18 protein-coding genes and 3 pseudogenes are annotated in these 22,844 nt (G+C 71.1%); 12 read left to right on the forward strand and 9 right to left on the reverse strand.

Annotated features, from left to right (window positions below; translation table 11 throughout):
- Positions 1–21: 21 nt before the first annotated feature.
- From ACQ86M_RS15215 to ACQ86M_RS15225, 3 genes and pseudogenes are all read left to right on the forward strand, one after another.
- The gene (locus ACQ86M_RS15215) at positions 22–2,064 is read left to right on the forward strand and encodes an ABC transporter ATP-binding protein (RefSeq protein WP_431246050.1); all 2,043 of its coding nucleotides are present in this window, start codon (positions 22–24) and stop codon (positions 2,062–2,064) included.
- A pseudogene (locus ACQ86M_RS15220) lies at positions 2,045–3,786 on the forward strand (ABC transporter ATP-binding protein). Before ACQ86M_RS15215 ends, ACQ86M_RS15220 begins: the two are co-directional and overlap by 20 nt.
- Positions 3,787–3,797: 11 nt before the next feature.
- A pseudogene (locus ACQ86M_RS15225) lies at positions 3,798–4,604 on the forward strand (beta-N-acetylglucosaminidase domain-containing protein); the annotation flags it as partial.
- A gap of 336 nt (positions 4,605–4,940) precedes the next feature.
- Here the strand turns inward: ACQ86M_RS15225 and ACQ86M_RS15230 are convergent.
- A complete protein-coding gene (locus ACQ86M_RS15230) occupies positions 4,941–5,498 on the reverse strand; it encodes a hypothetical protein (RefSeq protein ID WP_431246051.1) in 558 nt (185 codons plus the stop codon).
- 253 nt (positions 5,499–5,751) lie between these two features.
- Between ACQ86M_RS15230 and ACQ86M_RS15235 the strand changes: the two genes are divergently transcribed.
- Entirely contained in the window at positions 5,752–7,275 is a 1,524-nt protein-coding gene (locus ACQ86M_RS15235) for a stealth family protein (protein WP_431247899.1), read from the forward strand.
- Between the two features lie 97 nt (positions 7,276–7,372).
- Here the strand turns inward: ACQ86M_RS15235 and ACQ86M_RS15240 are convergent.
- Together ACQ86M_RS15240 and ACQ86M_RS15245 are read right to left on the reverse strand one after the other, a co-directional pair.
- Positions 7,373–8,295, reverse strand: a pseudogene (locus ACQ86M_RS15240) (phosphodiesterase).
- A gap of 145 nt (positions 8,296–8,440) precedes the next feature.
- A complete protein-coding gene (locus ACQ86M_RS15245) occupies positions 8,441–11,212 on the reverse strand; it encodes a glycosyl hydrolase 2 galactose-binding domain-containing protein (protein WP_431246052.1) in 2,772 nt (923 codons plus the stop codon).
- A 130-nt stretch (positions 11,213–11,342) separates the two neighbouring features.
- Between ACQ86M_RS15245 and ACQ86M_RS15250 the strand changes: the two genes are divergently transcribed.
- The 4 genes from ACQ86M_RS15250 to ACQ86M_RS15265 all read left to right on the forward strand — a co-directional run bounded on the left by ACQ86M_RS15250 (position 11,343) and on the right by ACQ86M_RS15265 (position 14,538).
- Positions 11,343–12,353: a Gfo/Idh/MocA family protein gene (locus ACQ86M_RS15250; RefSeq protein WP_431246053.1), complete on the forward strand. Its 1,011-nt coding sequence runs from the start codon at positions 11,343–11,345 to the stop codon at positions 12,351–12,353.
- A 52-nt stretch (positions 12,354–12,405) separates the two neighbouring features.
- Positions 12,406–13,464 (forward strand): Gfo/Idh/MocA family protein, encoded by a 1,059-nt coding sequence (locus tag ACQ86M_RS15255; protein ID WP_431246054.1) that lies wholly within the window; start codon positions 12,406–12,408, stop codon positions 13,462–13,464.
- A gap of 71 nt (positions 13,465–13,535) precedes the next feature.
- Positions 13,536–13,784: a hypothetical protein gene (locus ACQ86M_RS15260; RefSeq protein WP_431219461.1), complete on the forward strand. Its 249-nt coding sequence runs from the start codon at positions 13,536–13,538 to the stop codon at positions 13,782–13,784.
- Positions 13,785–13,842: 58 nt separating this feature from the next.
- Positions 13,843–14,538, forward strand: coding sequence for a hypothetical protein (locus ACQ86M_RS15265; protein ID WP_431246055.1), 696 nt, complete (start codon positions 13,843–13,845; stop codon positions 14,536–14,538).
- 668 nt (positions 14,539–15,206) lie between these two features.
- Here the strand turns inward: ACQ86M_RS15265 and ACQ86M_RS15270 are convergent.
- From ACQ86M_RS15270 to ACQ86M_RS15285, 4 genes are all read right to left on the reverse strand, one after another.
- Positions 15,207–15,848 (reverse strand): SpaH/EbpB family LPXTG-anchored major pilin, encoded by a 642-nt coding sequence (locus ACQ86M_RS15270; protein WP_431247900.1) that lies wholly within the window; start codon positions 15,846–15,848, stop codon positions 15,207–15,209.
- A gap of 16 nt (positions 15,849–15,864) precedes the next feature.
- Positions 15,865–16,218 (reverse strand): hypothetical protein, encoded by a 354-nt coding sequence (locus tag ACQ86M_RS15275; protein ID WP_431246056.1) that lies wholly within the window; start codon positions 16,216–16,218, stop codon positions 15,865–15,867.
- A gap of 96 nt (positions 16,219–16,314) precedes the next feature.
- Positions 16,315–19,290: a SpaA isopeptide-forming pilin-related protein gene (locus tag ACQ86M_RS15280; protein ID WP_431246057.1), complete on the reverse strand. Its 2,976-nt coding sequence runs from the start codon at positions 19,288–19,290 to the stop codon at positions 16,315–16,317.
- Positions 19,291–19,643: 353 nt separating this feature from the next.
- Positions 19,644–20,462, reverse strand: coding sequence for an SDR family oxidoreductase (locus ACQ86M_RS15285; RefSeq protein ID WP_431246058.1), 819 nt, complete (start codon positions 20,460–20,462; stop codon positions 19,644–19,646).
- A 56-nt stretch (positions 20,463–20,518) separates the two neighbouring features.
- On the opposite strand from ACQ86M_RS15285, the gene ACQ86M_RS15290 reads away from it, so the two are divergent.
- From ACQ86M_RS15290 to ACQ86M_RS15305, 4 genes are all read left to right on the forward strand, one after another.
- On the forward strand, positions 20,519–21,187 hold the full coding sequence (locus ACQ86M_RS15290) for an HAD family hydrolase (protein ID WP_431246059.1): 669 nt from the start codon (positions 20,519–20,521) through the stop codon (positions 21,185–21,187).
- Between the two features lie 85 nt (positions 21,188–21,272).
- A complete protein-coding gene (locus ACQ86M_RS15295) occupies positions 21,273–21,572 on the forward strand; it encodes a hypothetical protein (RefSeq protein ID WP_431246060.1) in 300 nt (99 codons plus the stop codon).
- Entirely contained in the window at positions 21,569–21,916 is a 348-nt protein-coding gene (locus ACQ86M_RS15300; protein WP_431219478.1) for a hypothetical protein, read from the forward strand. Before ACQ86M_RS15295 ends, ACQ86M_RS15300 begins: the two co-directional genes overlap by 4 nt.
- A gap of 22 nt (positions 21,917–21,938) precedes the next feature.
- Complete coding sequence (locus tag ACQ86M_RS15305) at positions 21,939–22,133, forward strand: hypothetical protein (RefSeq protein ID WP_431219479.1); 195 nt, start codon at positions 21,939–21,941, stop codon at positions 22,131–22,133.
- Between the two features lie 118 nt (positions 22,134–22,251).
- Here ACQ86M_RS15305 and ACQ86M_RS15310 read toward each other — a convergent pair whose 3' ends face one another.
- Both ACQ86M_RS15310 and ACQ86M_RS15315 read right to left on the reverse strand, forming a co-directional pair.
- Positions 22,252–22,581 (reverse strand): hypothetical protein, encoded by a 330-nt coding sequence (locus tag ACQ86M_RS15310; protein WP_431246061.1) that lies wholly within the window; start codon positions 22,579–22,581, stop codon positions 22,252–22,254.
- Between the two features lie 22 nt (positions 22,582–22,603).
- Positions 22,604–22,816: a hypothetical protein gene (locus ACQ86M_RS15315; protein ID WP_431246062.1), complete on the reverse strand. Its 213-nt coding sequence runs from the start codon at positions 22,814–22,816 to the stop codon at positions 22,604–22,606.
- Positions 22,817–22,844: the final 28 nt, after the last annotated feature.

Genomic DNA, 22,844 nt, shown 5'->3' on the forward strand with positions numbered 1-22,844 from the left:
ATCCCCCCTCAGGAGCACTCCGTGTCCAGCGTCCGCGCTGCCCGTCCGTCCCCCTCCCGCCCGCCGTCGTCGCGGCCGCCACGCATGGCGCGCATCCCCTCGGCCCGTCCGTCCGAGAAGCACCTGTCGTCGGTGCCGCGGTTCCTGCTGTGGCAGGCCGCCCGCCAGCCCGCGACGCTCTCGGCCGGTGTGCTCTTCGGCGTCGTGTGGATGCTGTGCCAGGCCGTCTGGCCGTACCTGCTCGGCCGCGCGGTCGACGAGGGCGTCTCCGGCGACGGCGCGCGGCTGTGGCTGTGGTGCGGCGCGTTGCTGCTGGTGGCCGCGATCCAGGCGCTCACCGGCATGCTCCGCCACCGGATGGCCGTGTCGAACTGGCTGCGCTCGTCGCTGGGGATCGCCCGCCTCATCGGCTACCACTCGGCCGAGACGGGCACGGCGATCACCGCCACCACGTCGTCGGGCGAGATCGTCGCCACGGTCAGCACCGACTCCCTCCGGCTGGGCGCGATGTTCGACGTGACCGCGCGACTCGGCGGCGGTGTCGTCGCCTTCGTCGCCGTCTCGGTCATCATGCTGAACGCCTCCCTTCCGCTCGGACTCGCCGTGGTCATCGGCGTCCCCGCGGTCGCGCTGGTGCTGGCGCTGCTCCTGCGCCCGCTCCGTGCCAAGCAGGCGGCGTGGCGCGAGGAGTCGGGTGGGCTGACGACGCTCGGCGCCGACACCGTCGTGGGACTGCGGGTGCTGCGCGGCATCGGCGGCGAGCACGAGTTCGTGGAGCGGTACGCCGCCCAGTCGCAGCGCGTCCGGGCCGCCGGCGTGGGCGTGGCGAAGACGCAGAGCTGGCTGGACGGCCTCCAGGTGCTGCTGCCCGGCGCGTTCCTCGTCTTCATCGTCTGGTTCGGGGCGCATCTCGCGGTCGACGGCGCGATCACGCCCGGTCAGCTGACCGCGTTCTACGGGTACGCGACGTTCCTCGTGCTCCCGCTGCGCACCGCGGTGGAGGCGGCACAGACGTTCACCGCGGGCGTGGTCTCCGCCCGCCGCGTGCTCGCAGTGCTCCGCACCCGGCCGGCGGCGCGGGACAGGGCCGACACGGCCGAGGCGCCCGCGTGGGGATCCGCGATCGAGGACCTCGCGTCCGGCGTCGTCATCCAGCCCGGCCGGTTCACCGCCATCGTGGATGCGAACCCCGACGAGGCCGCGGGCATCGCCACCCGGCTCGGCCGCTTCGACGACACCGTGCACCGCGAGGCGCCCGTGCTCTGGGGCGGCGTGGACCACACGCGCGTGCCGGTGCGCGAGATCCGCGATCGGATCGTGGTGAACGACGCCAACCCGCATCTGTTCGGCGGCAAGCTGCTCGACGGTCTGGACACGCTGCCGATCCGCGATCGGGAGTACACCGACACCTCGACCGGCCGGCTGCGCCGCGTCTCCGCCGCCCTCGACACGGCGGCCGCGACCGAGACCGTCGAGGCGCTGCCCGACGGCGTGCACGAGCGGGTCGCCGAGCGCGGGCGCACCTTCTCCGGCGGCCAGCGCCAGCGGTTGAGCCTCGCGCGCGCCCTGCTCACGGACGCCGAAGTGCTGGTGCTCATCGAACCGACGAGCGCGGTGGATGCGCACACCGAGTCGCAGATCGCCGAGCGGCTGCGGGAGGCGCGCGATGGGCGAACCACCGTCGTCGTCACCGCCAGCCCGCTGCTCCTGGACCGGATGGACACGATCGCCGTCGTCCGAAAGGGACGCGTCGTCGGGACGGGCACCCACCAGTCCCTTCTCCGCCAGGAGGACGACCTCGGCGACCTGTACCGGGCGATCGTCTCGCGCACGATCAGCTCTGCCGAGCCCGCGGACGGCGAGGAGCTCGATGCCGCGTGGACCGGGTCCATCGACGCGCTGTGGACGGCGACGCATCCCGTCGCCGCGCAGCGGCCGGCCGGCCGCGCGACGCAGAAGGACCGGCGGGAGAAGAAGGCCGCGAAGAAGAACACGAAGGCCGCGAAGAACGCCACGAAGGCCGCACGCACGAAGGGTACGGACGATGCTGCTTCCGATCGCTAGCACCACGACCGTGCGGGCCACCGGCGCCCGCCTCATCCGTCAGCACCGCGGCGGCCTCTCCGTGGTGCTCGTCCTGCACACGCTGGCCGCCGTGGCCGGCCTCGCCGGCCCGGCGCTCATCGGCCTGATCATCGACGGCATCACCGGCCGCACCCTGGCATCCCCGGGGATCGACGCCATCGCCGGGGTGCTGCTCGTCGCGATCGTGTGCCAGGCGGTGCTGATCCGGTTCGCCCAGCGGCAGTCGATGGTGCTCGGCGAGGGCGTGTTCGCCCAGCTGCGCGAGGAATTCCTCGCCACCGTCGCACGCCTCCCGCTCTCGACGGTGGAAGCCGCCGGGACCGGCGACCTGCTCGCCCGCACCACCAACGACATCCAGTCGGTCGCGCAGACCGTGCGCTTCGGCGTCCCGCGCATCCTCGTCGCCGCCGTCACCGCCGTGCTGACGGTGGTGGCCGCTTTCCTGGTCAGCCCCGCCGTCGCGGTCGCCATGTTCGCGGGCGTGCCCATCCTCGTGATCGCGGCGCGCTGGTACCTGAAGCGATCCGGCCCCGGCTACCAGCGGCAGCTGGCGTCGTACGCGACGCTCGGCGGCACCATCAGCGAGACCGTGGACGGCGTCCGCACCATCGAGGCGCTCAGCCTCGCCCCGGCGCAGCGAACCAAGATCGACGCGGCTCTGCGTGAGCGCCGAGAGTCGGAGTGGTACACGCTCTGGCTGCGGTCGTGGTTCTTCCCGAGCACCGACATCGCGTTCCTCCTGCCGGTCATCGTCGTGCTCGCCTGGGGCTCGTACCTCGTCGGCGCGGGGGTCGTCGGCATCGGCGCGGTCACGGCGGTCGCCTGTACGCGATGCAGCTGGTGTCGCCGGTGGACGAGCTGATCAGCTGGCTGGACGAGATCCAGGTCGGCACCACCGCCCTCTCGCGCATCATCGGCGTCGCCGACGTGCCCGAGGACCGCCACGCGACCGGCGAGCAGCCGGCCGACGAGCATGTGGTCGCCGAGGACGTGCGCTACGCCTACCGCGAGGGCACCGAGGTGCTGCACGGCGTCAGCCTCGACCTCGCCGTGGGCGAGCGGCTGGCGATCGTCGGGCCCTCCGGGTCGGGCAAGTCGACCCTCGGGCGGCTGATGGCCGGGATCGCCGAGCCGAGCGGCGGACGGATCACCGTCGGCGGCGTCCGGCTGGTCGATCTGCCGCTCGACGACCTCCGCCGCCACGTCGCCCTGGTCACCCAGGAGCACCACGTGTTCGTGGGAACGATCGCCGACAACCTCTCCCTGGCGAAGCCGGGCGCCGGGCGCGACGAGCTCGCCCGCGCCCTGCGGGTGGTGGATGCGCTGCGCTGGGTCGCCGCCATGCCGAAGGGCCTCGACACGATCGTCGGCTCGGGCGGGGTCGTCCTCACCCCGGCGCAGGCGCAGCAGCTCGCCCTCGCCCGGCTGGTGCTGCTCGACCCGCACACGCTCATCCTCGACGAGGCCACGTCGCTGCTCGACCCGACTGCCGCGCGTGACCTGGAGCGCGCCATGAACCGCGTGCTGGAAGGACGGACCGTCGTCGCGATCGCCCACCGCCTGCACACCGCCCACGACGCCGACCGGATCGCCGTGGTGCGCGATGGCCATATCGACGAGCTCGGCAGTCACGAGCAACTCGTCGCCGCCGGCGGCGCCTATGCCGAGCTGTGGTCGTCGTGGCACGGGGGCGACCGGTGAGCGGGCGCACGGTGAGCGGCCTCGCCTGGCGCGGGGTCGTCGAGGGCTTCTACGGCGAGCCGTGGTCGCACGCCGACCGGATCGCCTGGTTCGACCGCGCGGCCGCCCTCGGACTCGACCGTTACCTGTACGCGCCGAAGGACGATCCGTGGCACCGCGATGAGTGGCGGGAGCCCTATCCCGCTGCCCGCCTCGCCGATCTCGCGTCGCTGAACCAGGCCGCCGCCGAGCGCGGCGTGCGCTTCGTGTACTCGATCTCGCCGGGTCTCTCCATGCGGTTCGACGACGACGACAGGGAGCACGACGCCCTCGCGGCGAAGTGCCGGCAGCTGTTCGAGGCGGGCATCCGCTCGTTCGCCCTGTTGTTCGACGACGTGCCGATGGACGACCCGGAGGCGCTCGGCCGGGTTCACGGGGAGGTGGCGGCGCGGTTCCAGACGGCGTTTCTGAGTCCCGCGGGCATCCACGAGCCGGTGCTGCTCTGCCCGACCGACTACGCCGGTCTGGAACGGACGCCGTACCGGGTGGGCCTCGCCGAGACGCTGCCCGCGGACGCGCTCGTCCTGTGGACCGGCCCCGACATCGTGGTCGGCGCCGTGACGGCCGGCGACATCGCGCGGGCCGCCGAGAGCTTCGGCCGCGACCTGGTGCTGTGGGACAACTTCCCCGTCAACGACTTCGACCGCTCGCGCGTGTTCCTCGGCCCGCTCACCGGGCGGGAAGCCGGGCCCGGACTGGTCGGCATCCTGTCGAACCCGATGGTGGAGGCGGCGCCCTCGCGCTTCGCGCTCACGACCGTCGCCGAGTGGGCGCACGACCCGGCAGGATACGACCCCGCGCAGGCGGCGGAGCGCGCCTACCGGGCGGTCGCGGGCGACGACGACGGCCTGCGCACCCTGGTCGAGGCATGCAGCGCGTGGCCGCCGGCCGCGCCGCGCTGGCCCCGCCTGGATGCCCTGGTCGCGGACGAGCGGTGGGAGGAGGCCGAGGCGCTGCTCGCGCGGCTCGCCGCGACCGCCGCATCCACTCGCACCCCCGCCGACCTGGCCGCGCAGCTCGCCCCGTGGATCTCGGCAGCGCAGGCGGCCGGCGCCGCGGGTGCGCTCGCTGCGCGCGTGCTCGGCGGCGATCCGGCGCCGGTGCCCGCCGACGACCTACTGGCCGCCCGGCGAGACCTCGAGGCGGACTTCGCGGACGTCGCCAGAGGCGCGGTCCTCGCCCTCGTCGACCGCGCGCTCGAACGGCTCGGCGTCACGACGGTCCGCAGCCACGGCCAGGGCGCGGTCGTCTCCGTGCTCACCGGCACCAACCCCGCGCCCGGCGACCGGGAGCTGGTGGAGTTCCTGGCCCGGTCCGGGATGCGCGCGCACCTCGGCGACGACCCCGCCGCCGACCTGGTCATCGTGACCCGCACGGCGGCGGAGGACGTGGCCCGGGCCGCCGCTCGCCGTCCCGTGCCGCTGCTGGCCTGGGGGCATCTGGTGCCGCTCGGGCTCGCGTCCGCGTCGTCCGTCCCGCTGTCGCAGGACCGCATCCACATCTCGGCCACGGGCCACCCCGCGGCGGCGGGACTCGACGGCGAGGTCGTCGTGTTCCGCGGCCGGTCGAAGCTGACCCTCGGCGATCCCCCCGACGAAGCGGATGTGGTCGCGCGCGACCCGGAGTCGGGGCGGGCCGTCATCGGGATGACGCCCGCCGGCGGCCTGCCTCACCGACGGCACCGTGGCGCCCGCCGCTCGGGCGACGTTCTTCCTCGCGGCGGACGGCTTCGCGCCCTGGCTGGTCACGGCGGACGCGCGGGCGCTGCTGCTCGCGACGGTACGGGAGCTGCTCGGCTGAGGCGGGAGGACGCCGGAGGGATCCCGGGCGGACGGGAGCGGCCTAGAGTTAGGCATGTATGGCTGAGCTTCCCCCGCATCCCTCTCCGACCAGCCCGAGCCCGTCGTCGTCACCAGCGACCCCGGCATCCGCGCGCCCCGGTTCGCCCGCGACGACGTCGTGCAGCGCAAAGGCCTGTACACGCTGGTCACCGGTCCCTTCACGCCGCGGGAGTCGATGATCGAAGACCTGCTCGCCGTGCGGGACGCCCTCGACGCCGCCGAGCTGGAGTACCTGCTCGTGCGCGACGACGACAACCGGCTGATCGTCGCCCTCGACCGCCGCAACCGCAAGCAGGTCGCCGCGGCGCTCGCCGACGCCTTCGCCGACGAGCCCTTCTACGCCCGCAGCATCGACCCCGAGGGGGATCCGGACGGCGACGACCTGCTGATCGCCGACGGCCGGCTCTCGCGCCGCAAGGCCGACATCCTGCGCGTGTACCGGCCGCGGCTCGAGCCGATCGGGCGGCTGCGCTACGGCGCCGAGACCGCGTTCCAGCTGGAGTTCTGGCGGTTCGGCGACGACGAGATCACGGCGCCGCGCGAGAACGCCCTGATGCGCCCCCGCCTGCCCCGCGGCGAGGCCGTCGAGGCCGAGGTGGAGTTGTACGGCCGGCGCTGGCGCACGCTGCAGCACATGTTCGACCCCCTATCGAGCGACGTCGCCTTCGACATCGACATCGTCTTCTCGTGGGTGGACGGCTCCGACGCCGAGTACCAGCGCCAGCGCGCCGCCCGCCAGGCCGGCTACGTCGTCGGCGAGGGCGACGACAACGAGGCGCGCTACCGGCAGATCGACGAGCTCAAGTACGCGATGCGCAGCATCCACATGTTCGCCCCGTGGATCCGCAACATCTACATCGCGACCGACTCGCCGGTGCCCCCGTGGCTGGATGCGGAGCACCCGCGCATCCACATCATGCGCAGCGAGGACTTCTTCCCCGACACCTCGGGCCTGCCGACGCACAACTCGCACGCCGTCGAGAGCCAGCTGCACCACATCCCGGGGCTGTCGGAGCACTTCCTGTACTCCAACGACGACATGTTCATCGGCCGGCCGCTGTCGCCCGACATGTTCTTCTCGCCGGGCGGCGTGACCAAGTTCGTCGAGGCGGGCACGCGCATCGGCCTCGGCGAGACCGACCCGGCGCGCAGCGGCTTCGAGAACGCGGCCCGCGTCAACCGCCGTCTGCTGTGGGAGCGGTTCGGAACGGTCACCACGCGGCATCTCGAGCACTGCGCGGCGCCGCTGCGGATCAGCGTGCTGCAGGAGATGGAGCGCGAATTCGCGGAGGACTTCCGCCGCACCGCGGCCAGCCCGTTCCGGTCGGCGACCGACATCTCGGTCACGAATTCGCTGTACCACTACTACGCCCTGATGACCGGCCGCGCGGTGACGCAGACGCAGGCGAAGGTGCTGTACATCGAGACGACGCTGCGCCAGGCGCCCGACATGATGCGCCGCCTGCTGAAGAAGCGCGACCAGGACATGTTCTGCCTCAACGACGGCTCGAAGCCCGAGATCGACCCGGCCGAGCGCACGCGCGCCGTGACCGACTTCCTGGAGCGCTACTTCCCGTTCCCGGCGCCCTGGGAGCGCCCCACCTCCTGACGCGATCCCCTACCTTCCTCCTCGACATTCGTCACGAATGGTCGTTTCGGGTCGCACATAACGACCATTCGTGACGAATCCGCAGGTGGGCCCGGGGTCAGGCGAGGATGCGGATGGGCTCCGTCGGCGACTCGCGCCGGGCCGCGGGCGGGATGCGGATGCCGTCGGCGGCTAGGCGGCGGGCCGACTCCTCCGCGTCCACGTAGTCGAGCGTCGGATACTGCCCGAGCGGCACCACCGAGTGGAGCACCGTGTTCGGGTACACGTGCACGAGGTTGAAAGCGCCGGCGCCGTCCCTGCCGCGCGTGCCTCCCACTGGCACGTTGAGGTCCTGCGTGTAGCAGCTGGCCGACGCCACCGAGACGGGGATGCCCGCGAACATGGCCGTCGACGAGTAGTGCAGGTGCCCGGCCAAGATGCTGCGCACGTCGCTCCCCTCGAGCACCTCGTGCAGCTGCGACTGGTCCCGCAACTCCACCGACACGGCGAGGTCGAGCACGCTCGGGATGGGCGGGTGATGCATCGCGAGGATGGTCCCCTCCGGTGCCGCGGTCGCAAGCTCCGCGGCCAGCCAGTCGAGCTGCGACTCGCTGACGTCTCCGTAGTGGTGACCCGGGACCGTCGAGTCGAGCACGATCACGCGCAGTCCGCCGATCCAGTACACGTCGTCGACCGGGGAAACGTCGCCCAGTTCGTCGCGGAGCCCCTGCCGGAACGCCGCGCGCTCATCGTGGTTGCCCATCACCCAGATGACGCGGGCACCCATCCGCTCGGCCGCCGGGTCGACCAGCGCCCGGATGCGCGCGTACGCGTCGGGCTGGCCGCGGTCGGCGAGGTCGCCGGTGAACACGATCGCCTCGGGACGTCCGCCCGACGCCTCCACCTCGTCCAGCAGCGCGCGGAGGTGCTGCTCGCTGTCGACGCTCCCGTACAGCCGTTCGCCCCCGCCAGCAGGTGCGTGTCGCTGATGTGGAGAAGGAAGTGGTCCGGCCGCGGGTACTCCGCGATTCGCGTCTTCACGGGGCTATCACACCACCTCGATCTGAACGGGCCGTGAACGCGCGCGGTGTGCCGCCTGGATCGGTCGCGGTATGCATGCGGTCATGATCGCGCCGCGGAGCAGCCCGCGGCACCGGTGGATCCGCCTCCCGGATGCGCGATCCGGTCACAGGTCGACGCTCCTGCCGTTCCACACCTCCAGCCGAACCGGCAGCCCCGGGTCGGCGGCGAGGATGCGCTCCTCGCCCGGCAGCAGCGGCCGCGGGTCGCCCGCCGCGGTGAGGACTCCGGGCGCACCGGCGGGGCGCGGGTCGACCAGCCGGACGGTCAGCGCCGCGATGCCCCCGGCGTTCCGGACGCTCACCGCTCCATCGCCTCCCCGGACGACGTCGAGCACGGGCGCCGGCAGGTCGAGCAGCGCGGCGAAGTCCGTTGTCGTCGTCGCGACCATCCGCTCCCGGTCGATCGCGCCCACCGCATCCCGCCACTCCGCCTCCCACAGGAAGACATCCGGCAGCTCGCCGACGGCGACCTCCAGAGAACCGACCGCGACCGGATCGCCGACGGCGCCGGCCGTGAGCGTCCGCTCGGCGAACACCCGGCCGTCGAGCCCGATCGCCCTCAGGGCGACCGTCGAGCCGGCAGCGACGGCATCCTCGGCCCACAGCCACGCCTCGGCCGAGGCCGTCGACTCCCCGGCCCAGACCGCCCGCGCGACGCGCAGTGTCGCCCGGCGCCGCCCGAACGCGCGCGCCACCGCGAAGAACGCCGGCTTCGGGTCACCGCGGAAGTCGACGGCCGCGGTGCACCACGCGTTCGGGAAGCTCTCGTTCAGCTGCCACGGCAGCACCATGCTGGATCGGGGCGCACGCCGCCGGTCCGCCTCCACCGCGTACTGCAGCCCCGTGGCCTGAAGCAGCTGGGATGCGCGGTTCAGCGTCTCCAGCGCGTCCGGGCGACCGCCGAACAGCTCGATGACCTGGTCCCCGTTGTTCCACCACTCGCCGAGGTGCCGGTAGACCGGGTTGGTGCGGTCGGCGGGCCAGCGGTCGCCCTCGGGGACGAGAGCCTCCAGCGACCGCAGGTTCGTCATCCCCTCGACCCCGAACTCGGTGTGCGCGAGGCTCGTGCCGGCGTTCGCGAGCGTGTACTGGCCGACGAGCCCCTGGTGCTCCCACGGGCCGTGCACGTCGTGCTGACCATCGGGGTTCGCGTGGATGCGGTCCAGCCGGTTGTGGAACTCCGGACCCGTGGGCGACGTCGGCAGCCAGCCGCGGTCGGGGTCGAGGCGCGCGACCGTCTCGGACAGCGCGGCGAGCACCGGCGACCGGTCGTCGGACAGCGGCACCCCGCCCTCGTCGAGCTCGTTGCCGCCGCCCCACAGCATGAGCGACGGATGGTGCACCCGCGTCGGGATGAGCGCCTCCGCCTCCGCCCGCATGAGCTCCACGAACGCGGGATCCGTGCTCGGCGCACTCTGCATCCCGGAACTCGACTGTGAGAACTCCTGCCACACCAGCAGGCCGAGCCGGTCGCAGGTCGCGTAGAAGTGCTCCGTCTCGATCAGTCCGCCGCCCCAGACGCGGATGAGACGCGCGCCGGACTCCGCCGCCAGCCCGAGCAGGTGCTCGACCCGCGCGTCGTCGATGGAGCCGAAGAGGGTGTCGGCCGGCGTCCAGTTCCAGCCGAGGAGGGGGACGCGGACACCGTTGACGACCGCCGTGTACGGGAGGGCGCCCCCGGGGGCACCCGGATTCGGCACGAGATCGGCCGTGCGGAAGCCCACGGTCCGCGTGACGGCATCCATCTCCCCGGCCTCGTCGGCGAGCGTCACGATGACGTCGTACAGCGGCTGCCCGCCCACCGTGTTGGGCCACCAGAGCTCCGGGTCGGGGATGCGGACCTCCGCCGAGCCGTCGCCCGCGTCCGCGGTCAGGGCGGCCAGCGTCCGCCCGTCGCGGCGCACCGCGACGCGGACCGTCGCGGCGCTCGTACCCGCGCCCCGCGGCGCCTCCCACGCGACCGACACCGCCCCCACTCGCGACATCTGCTCACCACTCGGCGCCGATTCGGACCACGACTCACCACTCGCCCCGGATGCAACCGGCTCCCTTCCGCCGAGTTGCGACATCTGCTCACCACTCGACCCGTACTCGAGCCACGACTCACCACTCGACGGCAGCCCCGCCCGCGCGGCCGACCCCACCCCGCCGAGTTGCGACATCTGCTCACCACTCGACGCCGATTCGAGCCACGACTCACCACTCGACGCCCGCGACGCCGGCGCCACCCGCGCACGCACCACCACGTCCCCGAGCAGCCCCCGGCCGTAGCGGATGCGCACCCCCTTCCACACCCCCTGGTGCCGCAACCGCGGCGTGAAGTCCCATCCGTAGCCCAGTCGCGGCGTGTGGAGGCGCACGCGCTCCGTGCGCCCGACCTGCGGCTCCGAAACCGGGGCCGGGTGCACGCGGAGGGCCAGCTTGTGCCGCCCGGCGGCACGCTGCGCGGCGGTGAGGGGCAACCGCGCCCGGTGATACAGCCCGCGCACGGATCCGAGCAGCTCGCCGTCCCAGTAGACGTCCGCCCCGGGGTCGACGCCGTCGAGTTCGAGCACGGCGACACCGTCCGAGGCCGCGGCGTCCAGGTCCACCGCCCGCCGGTAGACCCACGACCGCTCCGCCACCCACTCCGCCGCGCGGCTGTTCCGGCCGACGCGGGGATCGGGCAGCTCGCCCGCCCGATGCAGGTCGTCGATCACCGCTCCGGGTACGCGGGCGGGCAGCCAGCCGGGCGCCGCCGCGATGGCCGCGGAGGCCTCCGCCACGTTGTTCCCGGCCTCGGGCAGCGGCGCGCCCAGGTACCACTCAGCGGTGTCGCCGAGTGCTTCGCGGATGGTCCAGTCGCCGTCCAGGCCGATCGTCGTCGATGTGCTCACCCGACGATCATGCCCAATCTGGGAACGATTCCAGAAATTTCCGCCGAAGACTATCGACTGCTCCGGAGCAGAAGGTACGCTTTCGTGGTTCGCGCGCATCGAATCCATCGGCAAGGAGGCCTTGACAGGCATGTCCCACCCTCTCGCTGTCGCAGCGATCGGCTTCTGGCACGTTCACGCTGGCGACTACGTGCGCAACATCCAGCAGCATCCCGACACCACCCTCGTCGCCGTCTGGGACGACGACGAGCAGCGCGGCCGTGCGGCCGCCGACGAGTTCGGCGTGGAGTTCGTCGCCGACCTCGACGAGCTGCTCGCCCGTCCCGAGCTGGACGCGGTGACCATCACCACCGCGACCGACCAGCACCGCGACGTCATCGGCCGTGCCATCGCGGCCGGAAAGCACGTCTTCACCGAGAAGATCCTCGCGCCCACGGTCGCCGAGGCGGAGGAGCTCGTCGAGCTGGCCCGCGAGGCCGGCGTGGCGCTCGTCGTCTCGCTGCCCCGGCTGTACGACGACTACACCGTCGCGATCGAGCGCATCCTCGACGAGGGGACGCTGGGCGAGCTCACGTACTCCCGCGTGCGTCTCGCGCACGACGGCTGGGTCGCCGGCTGGCTGCCCGAGCAGTTCGCCGACCCGCAGGCCGCGATCGGCGGCGCGCTGACGGACCTGGGATGCCACCCGGCGTACCTGACGCGGCTGTTCCACCGCGCCGATCCGGTGGCCATCTCGGCGAGCTACGGCAGCGTCACGGGTCGCGCGGTCGAGGACAACGCGGTGGTCACCGCCGAGTTCCCCGGCGGCCGCCTCGGCGTCTTCGAGGCGAGCGTGGTGACCACGCCCGGAGCCTTCACCGTGGAGCTCCGCGGCACCGCGGCCTCCCTCATGTTCGGCTTCGGCGGCGAGCGCTTGCTCGCCAAGGGCGGCGCGTTCGGAGACGAGTGGCAGGAGATCCCCCTGCCCGAACGCCGGCCCGGAGCCTTCGCGCAGTGGGTGGAGCACATCCACGACGGGTCGACGGCCGACGAGAACCTCCGCCACGCGGTCGAACTGACCCGGATGGTCGTCGCCTCCAACGAGTCCGCCGCCTCCGGCCACATCGTCGATCTTGCGCCGGCGTCCGCGTCCGTCGCCTGACCCCCGCACTCCCCCTCCCTCTTCTTCTCCCTCTCTCAAGGAGCTCTTCACCATGCCCAGCACCACTGTTCGCATCGGCCTCATCGGCGCAGGCGGAATCGCCGGCGCGCACGTCGCCGGCTACCTCCGCAACCCCGAGACCGTCACCTTCGCGGCCGTCGCCGACCCGGTCCGCGAGTCCGCCGAGCGCCGCGCCGGCGACACCGGCGCCGCCATCTACGCCGACTACGCCACCATGCTCGCCGAGGCCGACATCGACGCCGTCGACATCTGCCTTCCCCATCACCTGCACAAGGATGCGATCGTCGCCGCCGCCCGCGCCGGCAAGCACATCCTGTGCGAGAAGCCGCTCTGCCTGTCGCCCGACGAGGCCGCCGAGGTGGATGCCGCGGTCGCCGAGGCCGGCGTCACCCTGATGTGCGCGCACAACCAGCTGTTCCTGCCCGCCGTCGCGAAGGCCAAGGAGCTCATCGAGGCGGGCGCGCTCGGCCGCGTCTACGAGGTGCGCACCACCGACAGCTTCTTCAACGACTTCGACCCGTCGAACATGGGATGGCGTGCCCACGCCTCCACGAGCGGCGGCGGCGAGCTGATCGACACCGGGTACCACCCCACCTACCTGCTGCTGCACCTGGCGGGCGGCTCGCCAGTCGAGGTGACCTCGATACTCGCAACGCACCGGCTGTCGTTCATGGAGGGCGAGGACTCGGCGCAGGTGCTCGTCCGCTTCGACAACGGGGTGATCGGCAGCCTAGCGACGAGCTGGGCATACGAGCCGGCGGACGGCACCGAGAAGTTCTCCGCCGTCGGCGAGCTCGGCAGCCTGACCAGCGACGGCACGTCGCTCACCTTCCGTCGCCGCGGCGATGCCGAAGCGACGGTGTTCGAGTTGGAGCCGGTGCACGAGTTCGGCGCCGAGATCGCGCACTTCGCGCACAGCATCCTCACCGGCACCCGGCCCCTGCACACGCAGAAGGAGGGCATCGAGGTGCTCGGCATCATCCTGGCCGCGTACGAGTCGGCACGGGACCGCACCATCGCGCCGGTCCGCTCCGTCCGCGAGCTGGTGACGAGCGCGTCCGCGAGCCCATCCACGGCGTCCGGAGAGTGATTTCCGCGGAATTCAGCGATTGCTGAAATCCGGGTATATCCAGCGGCCCTGCGGCGGAGTTACAGTGCAGCATGAGTACGCAGCGGACGGGGGCCCGCAACACTCTGCCGGAGCCCCATCGTCAAGACGATTTCGTCGCCGTACCGTACCTGCGCCAGGGGCAGCTCATATCGCTGATCCGCTGGTCGCTGGTCTCCGGCGAGTGGAAGTACACCACGATACTGGCGGAGTACCTCCATCGTGACGAGGGGTCGTGGTACCTCGTGATCAACGGCAACCGCGCCAGACTCGACCGCTCCGAGTGGGCGATCTTCAACTGACGACGGTGCGGCCCGCGGCGTGACCGCGTCGCGGGCTGCACCGGGTACTGTTCCCGGTGTGACCGAGACTGAGAACCGAAGGCGCGCCTCGCAACCGGAGCACCGCTGGCCCGCGGTGATCGCCACGGTCGTCGCGCTCGCGGCCTACGCGTTCCTGCCCAGCGTGGTGCCCGCCATCGAGCGCTACGCGGTCGTCGGCGTCTGCCTGCTGATGATCGTCGCGCTCGTGCTGTACAACCCGCACCGCCTCACGCGCGAGTCGAGGTGGTCGCGCCGCGCCGAGATCGCGCTGGCCCTGATCATCCTGATCGCCAACCAGATAGCCTTCGCCGAGACGATCATCCGGCTGCTGAACAAGCACGGCAACGGCTCGGAGCTGCTGCTCGCCTCGCTCCAGGTGTGGCTCACGAACGTGATCGCGTTCGCGCTGGTCTTCTGGGTGCTCGACCGCGGCGGCCCCGTCGCACGCTCCTCGGTGCCGCGGCCGCAGCTGGCACCGGCGGACTTCCGCTTTCCGCAGGATGAGGACCACGACGCGGTGATCGAGGTCGCGCGCGGATCCAGCAAGCAGTCGGATTGGGTGCCCAACTACATCGATTACTTCTACTTCTCGCTGTCGAACTCGATGGCCTTCAGCCCGACCGACACCATGCCGCTGACGCACCGAGCCAAGCTGCTGATGTCGTTGGAGTCGTTCGCCGGATTCGCACTGCTCGCCCTTGTCATCGCCCGCGCGGTGTCGTTGATCGGCTGATTCGTCGACCGCGCGTAATCAGACGCCCCGAACCGCGTCCTTATAGATAGGACCGACGGAAGGGGCGATGGATGCGCGAGGCGGCCGAAGCGGTGAGACGAGCGGTGGGACGAGCGGTGGCGGCGATCGCGGCCGCGGTGCTCGCCTCGGCGAGTGGATGCTCCTCAGCCTCGGGCGGCGGCGCGACCCCGCCGCCGGCAGCTGCCACAGCCACCACCGCACCGGCCCCGAACGCGGGATGGACACTACCGTCGGGCCCGCGGGTGGTGTTCCGGAACACCCGCGCCGGCGACGGATTCGGAAAGGTCGCGTCCGTGCCGCTGAACAGCCCCGGCGGCGAGCGCAGAGTCTCGCCTGTGGCGTGCGAGCGCGTCTACGCCACCCGGGCAGCGCTCTCGTGCATGAGCCGCACCAGCACCGACCCGGTCGGCTACAGCGAGACCCTCCACGACGGGGACGGAACCGAGGGACCGCGCTGGTCGCTGCCGGGCGCTCCCAGCCGCACGCGCCTGTCCGCCGATTCGAAGCTCGCGGCATGGACGGCGTTCGTCGACGGAGAATCGTATGCCAACGTGAAGTTCGCTACGCAGACCGTCCTGACCGACGTGCACGGCACCTACTACGGGCCCCTCGACGCGTTCACCTTCCTCCTCGACGCGAAGCCGTACTCAGCGCAGGACCTCAACTTCTGGGGCGTCACGTTCGCGCACGACGACAACACGTTCTACGCCGATCGTTCCGGCCGCGTTGGGGGTGGCCTGGAAGTCGAAGACGACGTGATCGCCGGCCTTCAGCTTGTCGAGACCCGGCTGCAGGAACGTGACTGTGAGCTTCTGCCCGGACCACGTGGCCGTGTAGTCGGTACCCGCGACGAACGACGTAGACGTACCGGTCGGGCTGATCGCCTTGACGGTGACCGGTGCGCTCGTGTTCGGGGTCAGCTTGGTGTCGAGCGTGTCGGTCATGGTGAACTTCGTGTACGTCTGGCCCGCTGCGAGCGCCGGCACGAGCTGCGTCACCTGGTACTCGACCGGGGCGCCCAGCAGGCCACCGTTGGTGGGCTGGTTGACCACGTTCTTGGCCGGCTTCTCCGCGACCGTGTTCTTGGGGTAGACGTTGACGTCGTACTGCCAATCACCGGTCAGGTTCGTCGGGTCCTTCGGCGTGGGCAGCGCGACCACGAAGGGCGCGGACTTCTCCACGACCTTGTCCGGGGCACCGATCTCGCGGACGAAGTACGCGCCGAGCGGCAGCTTGGCAGTCGTCGCGATTCCGCCGTTGGCCGTCGTGACCGGTTGGCAGTTGGTCAGGGGTGGGTTCCGAGCGTCATGACGGTCCCCCCGCTGCTGCGAGCTTCTCGGCCTGCGTGATGGCGTTCAGCGTGTTCCAGCCGGTGTTGGTGCCATCGAGGAGGTTGATGTCGCTGATAAGGCAGACCTGGAAGGTGACACCGTCGATCGGATTGGTCCTCGGGTTCTTGGCCGGGTCACTACCGGTCGGGTCCTGGGTGCCTCCACCCGGGTTCTCGTACTTGTGGATGATGATCGAGCCCTGCTGCGTGGTGTCGATCGAGGCGGCGTTCGCGGCCGTACTGGTCGCCACGGCTCCCAGCACGCCCAGCGACAACACCGTTCCGACAGCCAGGGCGGCACGCCCGCGTTGCCGTGTGATTGCGGTCATTCCTGTTTCTTTTCCTTTCCCATTCACCGCTTGGTGCGGTGAGAGGTCTCTTCGGTGAGGGGCCCACTCGTGGTGCGAGTGGGGGCTTGAGGGCCGTCAGGCGATCCGGCGCCGGCGGATGAGCTGCCAGACGGCGAGGCCGAGCATGGCCGCCAGCAGGCTGCCGCCGGTGATGGTCAGCGCGTCGGTTCCCAGACCACCCGTCAGGGGGATGTCCGGCACCGGCAGCTGCTTGTTGACGACGTCTGGGAGCCTGACCGTGTTGAGCGCCGAGGTCAGCGTCACGGGGATCGGGGTGGGGTTGAGCTTGAACCCGACCGGCGCCTGCGTCTCGACGAGCTGGTAGGTGCCCGGCCCGAGGTTGGTGAGCCGGAACTGCCCGGCGATCGGGTCGATGTCCGCGCCGGTGCACAGGGACGCGGAGGCCGCCGTGCAGTCGGTCACCGTGATAGCCGGCCCGGTGGGCTTGCCACTCCCGTCGACCGGGGTGAAGGTCCACGCCGCACCGGAGAGGACGTTCTTCGACGGCGTCGCGTCGATCTTGTTCCAGAGCGCGTCGATCACCTGGACGACGACGGTCGAGGTACATGCGGGGTCGGTCGATCCGACCGGGCAGTTGTTGCCCTTCGTCGGCGAGACGACCGTGTTCAACAGGGTGTGGTCGCCCGCGTCGGGGCTGTTCACCGTGACCGAGTAGGTGATGGTCGCCGTGGCCCCGGCCGCCAGCCCTCCTGTCCAGGACAGCGTCGGAGCGGAGTACGACGCGGTGCCGACCGTCGCTGCGTGGTCGCCGTTGTAGACGGACTCCTTGAGGACGTCCGTGAGGTCGTCGGAGAACTCCGTGCTGTTGTACGCCTGGGTTCCCGTGTTCTTGACCGTGATCGTGTACGTCACCGTGTCGCCCGGTCGCACGTTCTGCACTCCCGAGGTCTTCTTGATCGAGAGCGAGCACTGCGACGGGTCGGCACGCACCGTGAACTGCACGGGATAGGTGTTGTTGCCGTTCGGCGCGTCGTTGCCGGCCGTGGACGTCGTCACCGCTTTCGCGGTGTTCGAGAGCGTGGTCGGCGCGTCGGCATCACAGGCCACCGGCGGTGCGATCGTCTGGAAGCACATCTGCGGCGGGTCGCCCTGCCACGTGATGGCGATCTGCCCGTTGACGACACCCGTCGGGTCGTTGACGCCGTTCACCACCACCGTCGCACTGATCGAGGTCACCGAGGTCGGGATGGCGGAGAGGTTGAGCGAACCGCCCGCCGCCAGCGTCACCCCGTTGAAGCCGGTGATGACGTTCCCGTTCTGATCCTTGAGGGTGACCGTCGCGTTCGTGTACGTGCCCGCGGTCAGACCCGGAAGCGTCAGGGCTCCCCATCCCTTGAATCCGGCCGTGCCGGAGCCGCAGTAGGAGGCGAGCGGCGAGACCGTCATCGTCTGGGGCCCGGACACTCCGATGCAGCCGCCCCCGGTAAGGGCGTTGAAGAAGGTGATCTTGCCGCCGTCGCCGTCGGCGACCAGGCAGTTGGGAGCGATCTGGGAGGCGGACCGGACCGTGTAGTTGGTCTGGTTGGCCGGACGGGTGAACCCGGAGCACTCCGGCGCCCTCCCCGTTCCTGTGTACGTCGCGAAATCCACGCACGCTACGAAGCTGCTACTTGCCAGATACACCTTCGTGCCCACGACGAACGCGTCACCGGCCCCCGCGCCCGAGGCCGAGAAGTTGGCGTACGTACCGTTGTACGGGGTCTGTGTCGTCCGGGCGCCGGTCAGATTCCAGCAGTTGGTGGTGTCCAGGGAAGCCCCGCTGTTCGGGATGGTGCAGACCCCCTGAACGGCCCCGGTGGTGGACAGGATCGGCGCCAGGGCAGGCCCACCGACCGCAGTCACCCCCGAGGTCGTGATCGGCCAGCTGCCCGAGCAGAGGCTTCCGCCGGCGACGTAGCAGTACGTCAGCCAGCTCCCGCCCGCGACCGGCACGCTGGCGAAGACGTAGTTGCCGTAGGTGAACGAGTTCATGGCCCGATCAGGCACGGGAGCGCCGGTGTTCAGCACCAGCGTGCCGCACTCGGTGCCGGTCGTCGGAGCGACACAGAACAGCTTCGCCCCGGTCGTGGTCTCGGCGACGGCGTAGATGTTGCCGTTCGCGGCGGGAATCCCCGAGCTGCCGATCTGTGCGCCGACGCTGCCGTTGGCGTCGTACCCGATGTCGAACTGGACGAAGCCGCAGCTCTTCGCAGGCGTGGTCGACAGGTCGACGCACCCCGTGCCGATAGGCGCCTGCGCGGCGCCGACGAAGAAGAACATCTTCGTACCGGAGATCCAGGTGCCGTTCTGCCAAGCGGTGACTCCCGGGTAGGCCGTCCCGGTGCCCAGAGCGGTGCCCGACGTGGACGACCAGGTCAGGTTGTTCGCGCTCCAGCCCGGGCACACGGAGCCGTTCTGCTGAGCGCAGTAGACGTAACTGCCGGACGTGTGGTGGAAGACCGCGTAGACCAAGCCGTTGCGCATGGCGACGTTGTAGCCGTCACCGCCGGTCGTCGACAGAACGGCGCTGGCCGGGCTCGGGAAGTTCAGCGATCGCTGCTGCGTGCCCTGCGGCACCATGGTGCCCGTGAAGCCGAGGCCGTTCGCGTCGGCGGGGGAGTGCCGTTGGCCCAACTCGTGCCTCCATTCGTCGTGTACTGCGGAGACAGCGAACCGACGGCGTTGAGGTTGGGGGAGCTGCAGAGAGCCGTTGACGTACGTCCCGGCATTGGCGATCACGTCTTTGAGGTCGACGGTGGCCGCGGCGCTGGTGTTGTTCTGGTAGCTGACCGCCCACTTGATGGTGTCGCCGGGCTTCGCCGTGCCGGTCTTGGTGCCGCCGGGGGCATCCAACGAGGCCGCTACCGACCCGTTCACCGTGTTTGTCGCTGTCTTGTAGAGAGTGGACACCGCGGTGTTGCCGGCGTTGGAGACGTACTGGGGGATGACCAGCAGGCCGACCAGCGCGCCGAGAGCCACGCAGGCTGCCACGAGCGTGGCCACACCCCAGCGGCGCGACGCGCGGAGGCGGTATGCAGAACGAACCGTCACGATCTTTCCCAAATGTTCAACGGGGCGGTGTGCCGCCCAAGAGCTAAAACGTTGGGACCTGGTTGGTCCCCACTAATGAGGACTCAGGAGGGTGCGTTTCGTTACGCGAGGTTCGGAAAAGAAATGTAACGGAATGGTCACGAACGGACACGCGTGCGTGGCGCGCTCGTCACGGCACATTAGTGGGCCGCGTCAGAGGGGCGAGCCAGGGCCCGCCAAGGCCGGCGGGTCCGCCAGTGGCCCGACACCGGCGGACCCGTCGGTCAGCATCATCCCCGCACCGAGGGGGAGGGCACCGAGGACGGTGTCATCCGATCACAGCAGAGCCCACGGCCCCGCCGAAAGACAGTTCCCTACAAGCGACGCCAGTCGTCGGAGGTCAGGTGCGATCCCGCCTGCGGGCCCATCTGCAGCATCCCGCCGTCGACCGCCCAGGAGGCACCGGTGACGTACGACCCGGCCGGAGAGGCGAGGAACGCGATCACCGCAGCGATCTCACGGGCATCGCCCGGCCGGCCGAGGGGGATGCCGGGACGGTGCACCTCACGCGGGTCCTCATCCTCTGCGTCGTTCATGGGCGTCGAGATCTCGCCCGGCGCGACGGCGTTCGCGGTGATGCCGTACTCGCCGAGCTCGAGCGCGAGCGTCTTCAGCAGCCCGCCGAGACCGTGTTTGGCGGCGTCGTAGGCGGCGGATCCTACCCTCGGCTGGTGCTCGTGCACGCTGGTGACGCCGATGATGCGGCCGCCGCGTCCCGCATCCACCATCCGCCGCGCCATGCGCTGGATGCAGACGAACGCGCCGTCGAGGTCGCCGCAGATCGTCTTCCGCCAGGTGTCCCAATCCGTCTCGAAGAAGGGGGTTCCTCCGTTGATACCGGCGTTGTTGACGAACACGTCGCAGCCGCCGAGCTCGTCGGCGATCCGGTCGACGACATCGCCGCACGCGGGCGCGTCGGTCGTGTCGAGCTGGGCCACGACGGCCCGCCGCCCCGCCTCGCGGACGAGACGCGCGGTCTCCTCCGCCCCTTCCTCGTCGGAGTGCCAGGTGATGCCGACGTCCATGCCGGCCTGCGCCAGCGCGACGGCGGTGGCGCGGCCGATCCCGGAATCGGAGCCGGTGACGATGGCGGTGCGCGGGTCGGTGAGCTCCGGATACATGTGATCGGCCATGTCGGGCACGATCCACCCCATCCCGGACCCGCGCAAGGGGTGGTAGTCGTGGAGCCATGACGATCTCCGCAGTGCTCTTCGACGTCGACGGAACCCTGGTCGACTCCAACTTCCTGCACGTCGACGCCTGGAGCCGGGCGTTCGCGGAGCTGGGCTCGCCGGTGGACGCATGGCGCATCCACCGCTCGATCGGCCAGGACTCGGCCCGGCTGCTGGAGGCGCTCGCCGGCAGCCACGACGAGGAGTGGACGGAGCGGGCGAAGGAGCTGCACTCGCAGCACTACCAGGAGCAGTCCGGCCGGCTGCGCGCGTTCGACCGCAGCGCGGACCTCCTGCGCGAACTGTCGTCCCGCGGGATCCGCGTCGTGCTCGCGACATCGGCGCCGGAGGACGAGCTGAAGATGCTGATGGACGTGCTGGATGCGGAGGACGCCATCCACGCGACCACCAACGCCGACGACGTGGCGACCGCCAAACCCGAGCCAGGGATCATCGAGGTCGCGCTGGAGCGCGCGGGCGCCGACCCCTCGGACGCGCTCTTCGTCGGCGACTCGATCTGGGACATGATGGCGGCCGCCCGCGCGCACGTGCGCTCCGCGGGTGTGCTGTCCGGCGGCGTCGGACCCTCCGAGCTGCTGGAGGCCGGCGCGGTCTCCGTTTTCGACGACCCGGCCGACCTGCTCGACCGGATCGACGGGGTGCTGAGCGGCCGCCGCAGCGCCTGACGCGCGCCGCCTCACGCAGCCGGCTCTTGCCAACGGCGCGCCCACGGCGTTGCATAGGGGCGACGGCCCAGGGAGAGGAGTCGCCATGTCGGCGAGCGAGCTCGAGATGTCCAGCGTGCGGTACCCGTACCGCGACCGCATCTTCCACATCGAGAAGAAGGCGCCGGGGGTGTGGGTCGTGCTGAACGAATCCCACGCCGAGCTCGGCACGCTGGTCCGCGTCGCGGTGGAGGGCGAGGAGCACGAGCCGGTGTTCGGCGCGGTGCCGCCCGGCTACACCGAGACGCTGCACGAGGGGTCGGACTGGCGGATGCTGGTCGCCTCCCTCATCAACGAGGCACTCGACGCGGACACCGCGGCCACGGGCAACCAGGGGGAGGCATGAGCGTCCGCCTGAACAAGAAGGCCCTGGAGCACGCGCGCACGTTGGTCGAGCGGGGCGACGTCGTGCACGACGAGCGTGACGACTGGAGCGAGCACGCACCGAGCGCGGACGCCGAGAACCGCTTCATCGAGAAGAACGGGTGGGACGAGTACGCGCTCTGGCACCTCGGCGAGGATCCGGACAAGAGCGAGGAGACGAAGGGCCGGTTCAGCTTCCCGTACGGCGACTTCGCGAAGGTGCACCGCTGCGCCGTCATCTCGCTCGAGAGCCGCGCGGCGCAGAACGACCACGACGACATCGCCCGCGAGACGAAGCGACTTCTCGAACTGATCGATGGGGAGTAGCGCCCGGGATACGATGCCCGGGATGAACGCGACGCTGCGCACGACGCTGGGCTGGCTCGCCGCCGTGCTGCTGAACGTCGGCGCGTTCCTCGTCGTCGTCGGCCTGGTGCTCCCGGGCACGGGAGGCGGCACGCCCGCCCTGGGGGTCGGCGTGGGGATGTGCGCGCTCGGCGCGGTGGCGGGCGTCTGCTGGCTGGCGGGCCGTCCGGCGCGATGACGCCGACGGGATCGCGCCCTCCCCACACGCCCCGCTGACGAAAATCGGCCCCGCCCTGGGATGAGGAGGGCGGGGCCGATTTCCCGACCGGCGGAACGCGCCGGTGGCTGGGGTCCGGTCAGTCCGGCGGCTCGCTGGCGTTCGTGCCGCTGACCAGGTCGGGGTTCGACGGGTTCTGCGCCGGGTCGAAGTCGGCGGGCGGGGGCTCGGCCTGGTCGGTGTCGCCGCCGGCGTTCGCCGTGGTGACGTCCTCCGCGCCCTCCGGGGCGATGCCGGTCTCGCCCGGCTCGGACACGTCGCCCGTCTGACCGGGCTCGGTCTCGGCGGGCTCGGCAGCCTGCGCGTCGCGGTCGGCGCCGCCCTGCCCGCCGCCCTCGAAGCGCTCCGCCTGATCCTCGGCCGGGACGCCCTCCGCGTTCGTGTTCGGCAGTCCGCTGGTGTCGCTCATGCTCCGCTCCTTCCCGGGCGCCTCACGGCTTCCCCTCTTCGCTGTACGAGGTGGCGGAGTCCGCATCCCCGTCGTCCGCCAGACGGTCGCCGTCGATGTCGGCGATCACGTCCTCGAAGACGCTGCGGTCCTCCTGGGGCTCGACGGCACCGCCGTCGTCGCCCTCGAGGTCACCGGCGAGCCCGTTGGTGGGGTCGTTGCCGGTGACCGGCTCCTGTTCGCGTGGATCGGTCATACCGCCACGAAACGCCTTCTTCACGCTC

Origin of the sequence: Leifsonia xyli subsp. cynodontis, from assembly GCF_050632205.1 — a bacterium.
Lineage (GTDB): Bacteria > Actinomycetota > Actinomycetes > Actinomycetales > Microbacteriaceae > Leifsonia > Leifsonia xyli_D.

Coding starts and splice junctions, on each gene's coding strand:
- ACQ86M_RS15250 (WP_431246053.1), top strand. CDS start 11,343: ATGTCCCACCCTCTCGCTGTCGCAGCGATCGGCTTCTGGCACGTTCAC.
- ACQ86M_RS15255 (WP_431246054.1), top strand. CDS start 12,406: ATGCCCAGCACCACTGTTCGCATCGGCCTCATCGGCGCAGGCGGAATC.
- ACQ86M_RS15260 (WP_431219461.1), top strand. CDS start 13,536: ATGAGTACGCAGCGGACGGGGGCCCGCAACACTCTGCCGGAGCCCCAT.
- ACQ86M_RS15275 (WP_431246056.1), bottom strand. CDS start 16,218: ATGACCGCAATCACACGGCAACGCGGGCGTGCCGCCCTGGCTGTCGGA.
- ACQ86M_RS15285 (WP_431246058.1), bottom strand. CDS start 20,462: ATGGCCGATCACATGTATCCGGAGCTCACCGACCCGCGCACCGCCATC.
- ACQ86M_RS15290 (WP_431246059.1), top strand. CDS start 20,519: ATGACGATCTCCGCAGTGCTCTTCGACGTCGACGGAACCCTGGTCGAC.
- ACQ86M_RS15295 (WP_431246060.1), top strand. CDS start 21,273: ATGTCGGCGAGCGAGCTCGAGATGTCCAGCGTGCGGTACCCGTACCGC.
- ACQ86M_RS15300 (WP_431219478.1), top strand. CDS start 21,569: ATGAGCGTCCGCCTGAACAAGAAGGCCCTGGAGCACGCGCGCACGTTG.
- ACQ86M_RS15305 (WP_431219479.1), top strand. CDS start 21,939: ATGAACGCGACGCTGCGCACGACGCTGGGCTGGCTCGCCGCCGTGCTG.
- ACQ86M_RS15310 (WP_431246061.1), bottom strand. CDS start 22,581: ATGAGCGACACCAGCGGACTGCCGAACACGAACGCGGAGGGCGTCCCG.
- ACQ86M_RS15315 (WP_431246062.1), bottom strand. CDS start 22,816: ATGACCGATCCACGCGAACAGGAGCCGGTCACCGGCAACGACCCCACC.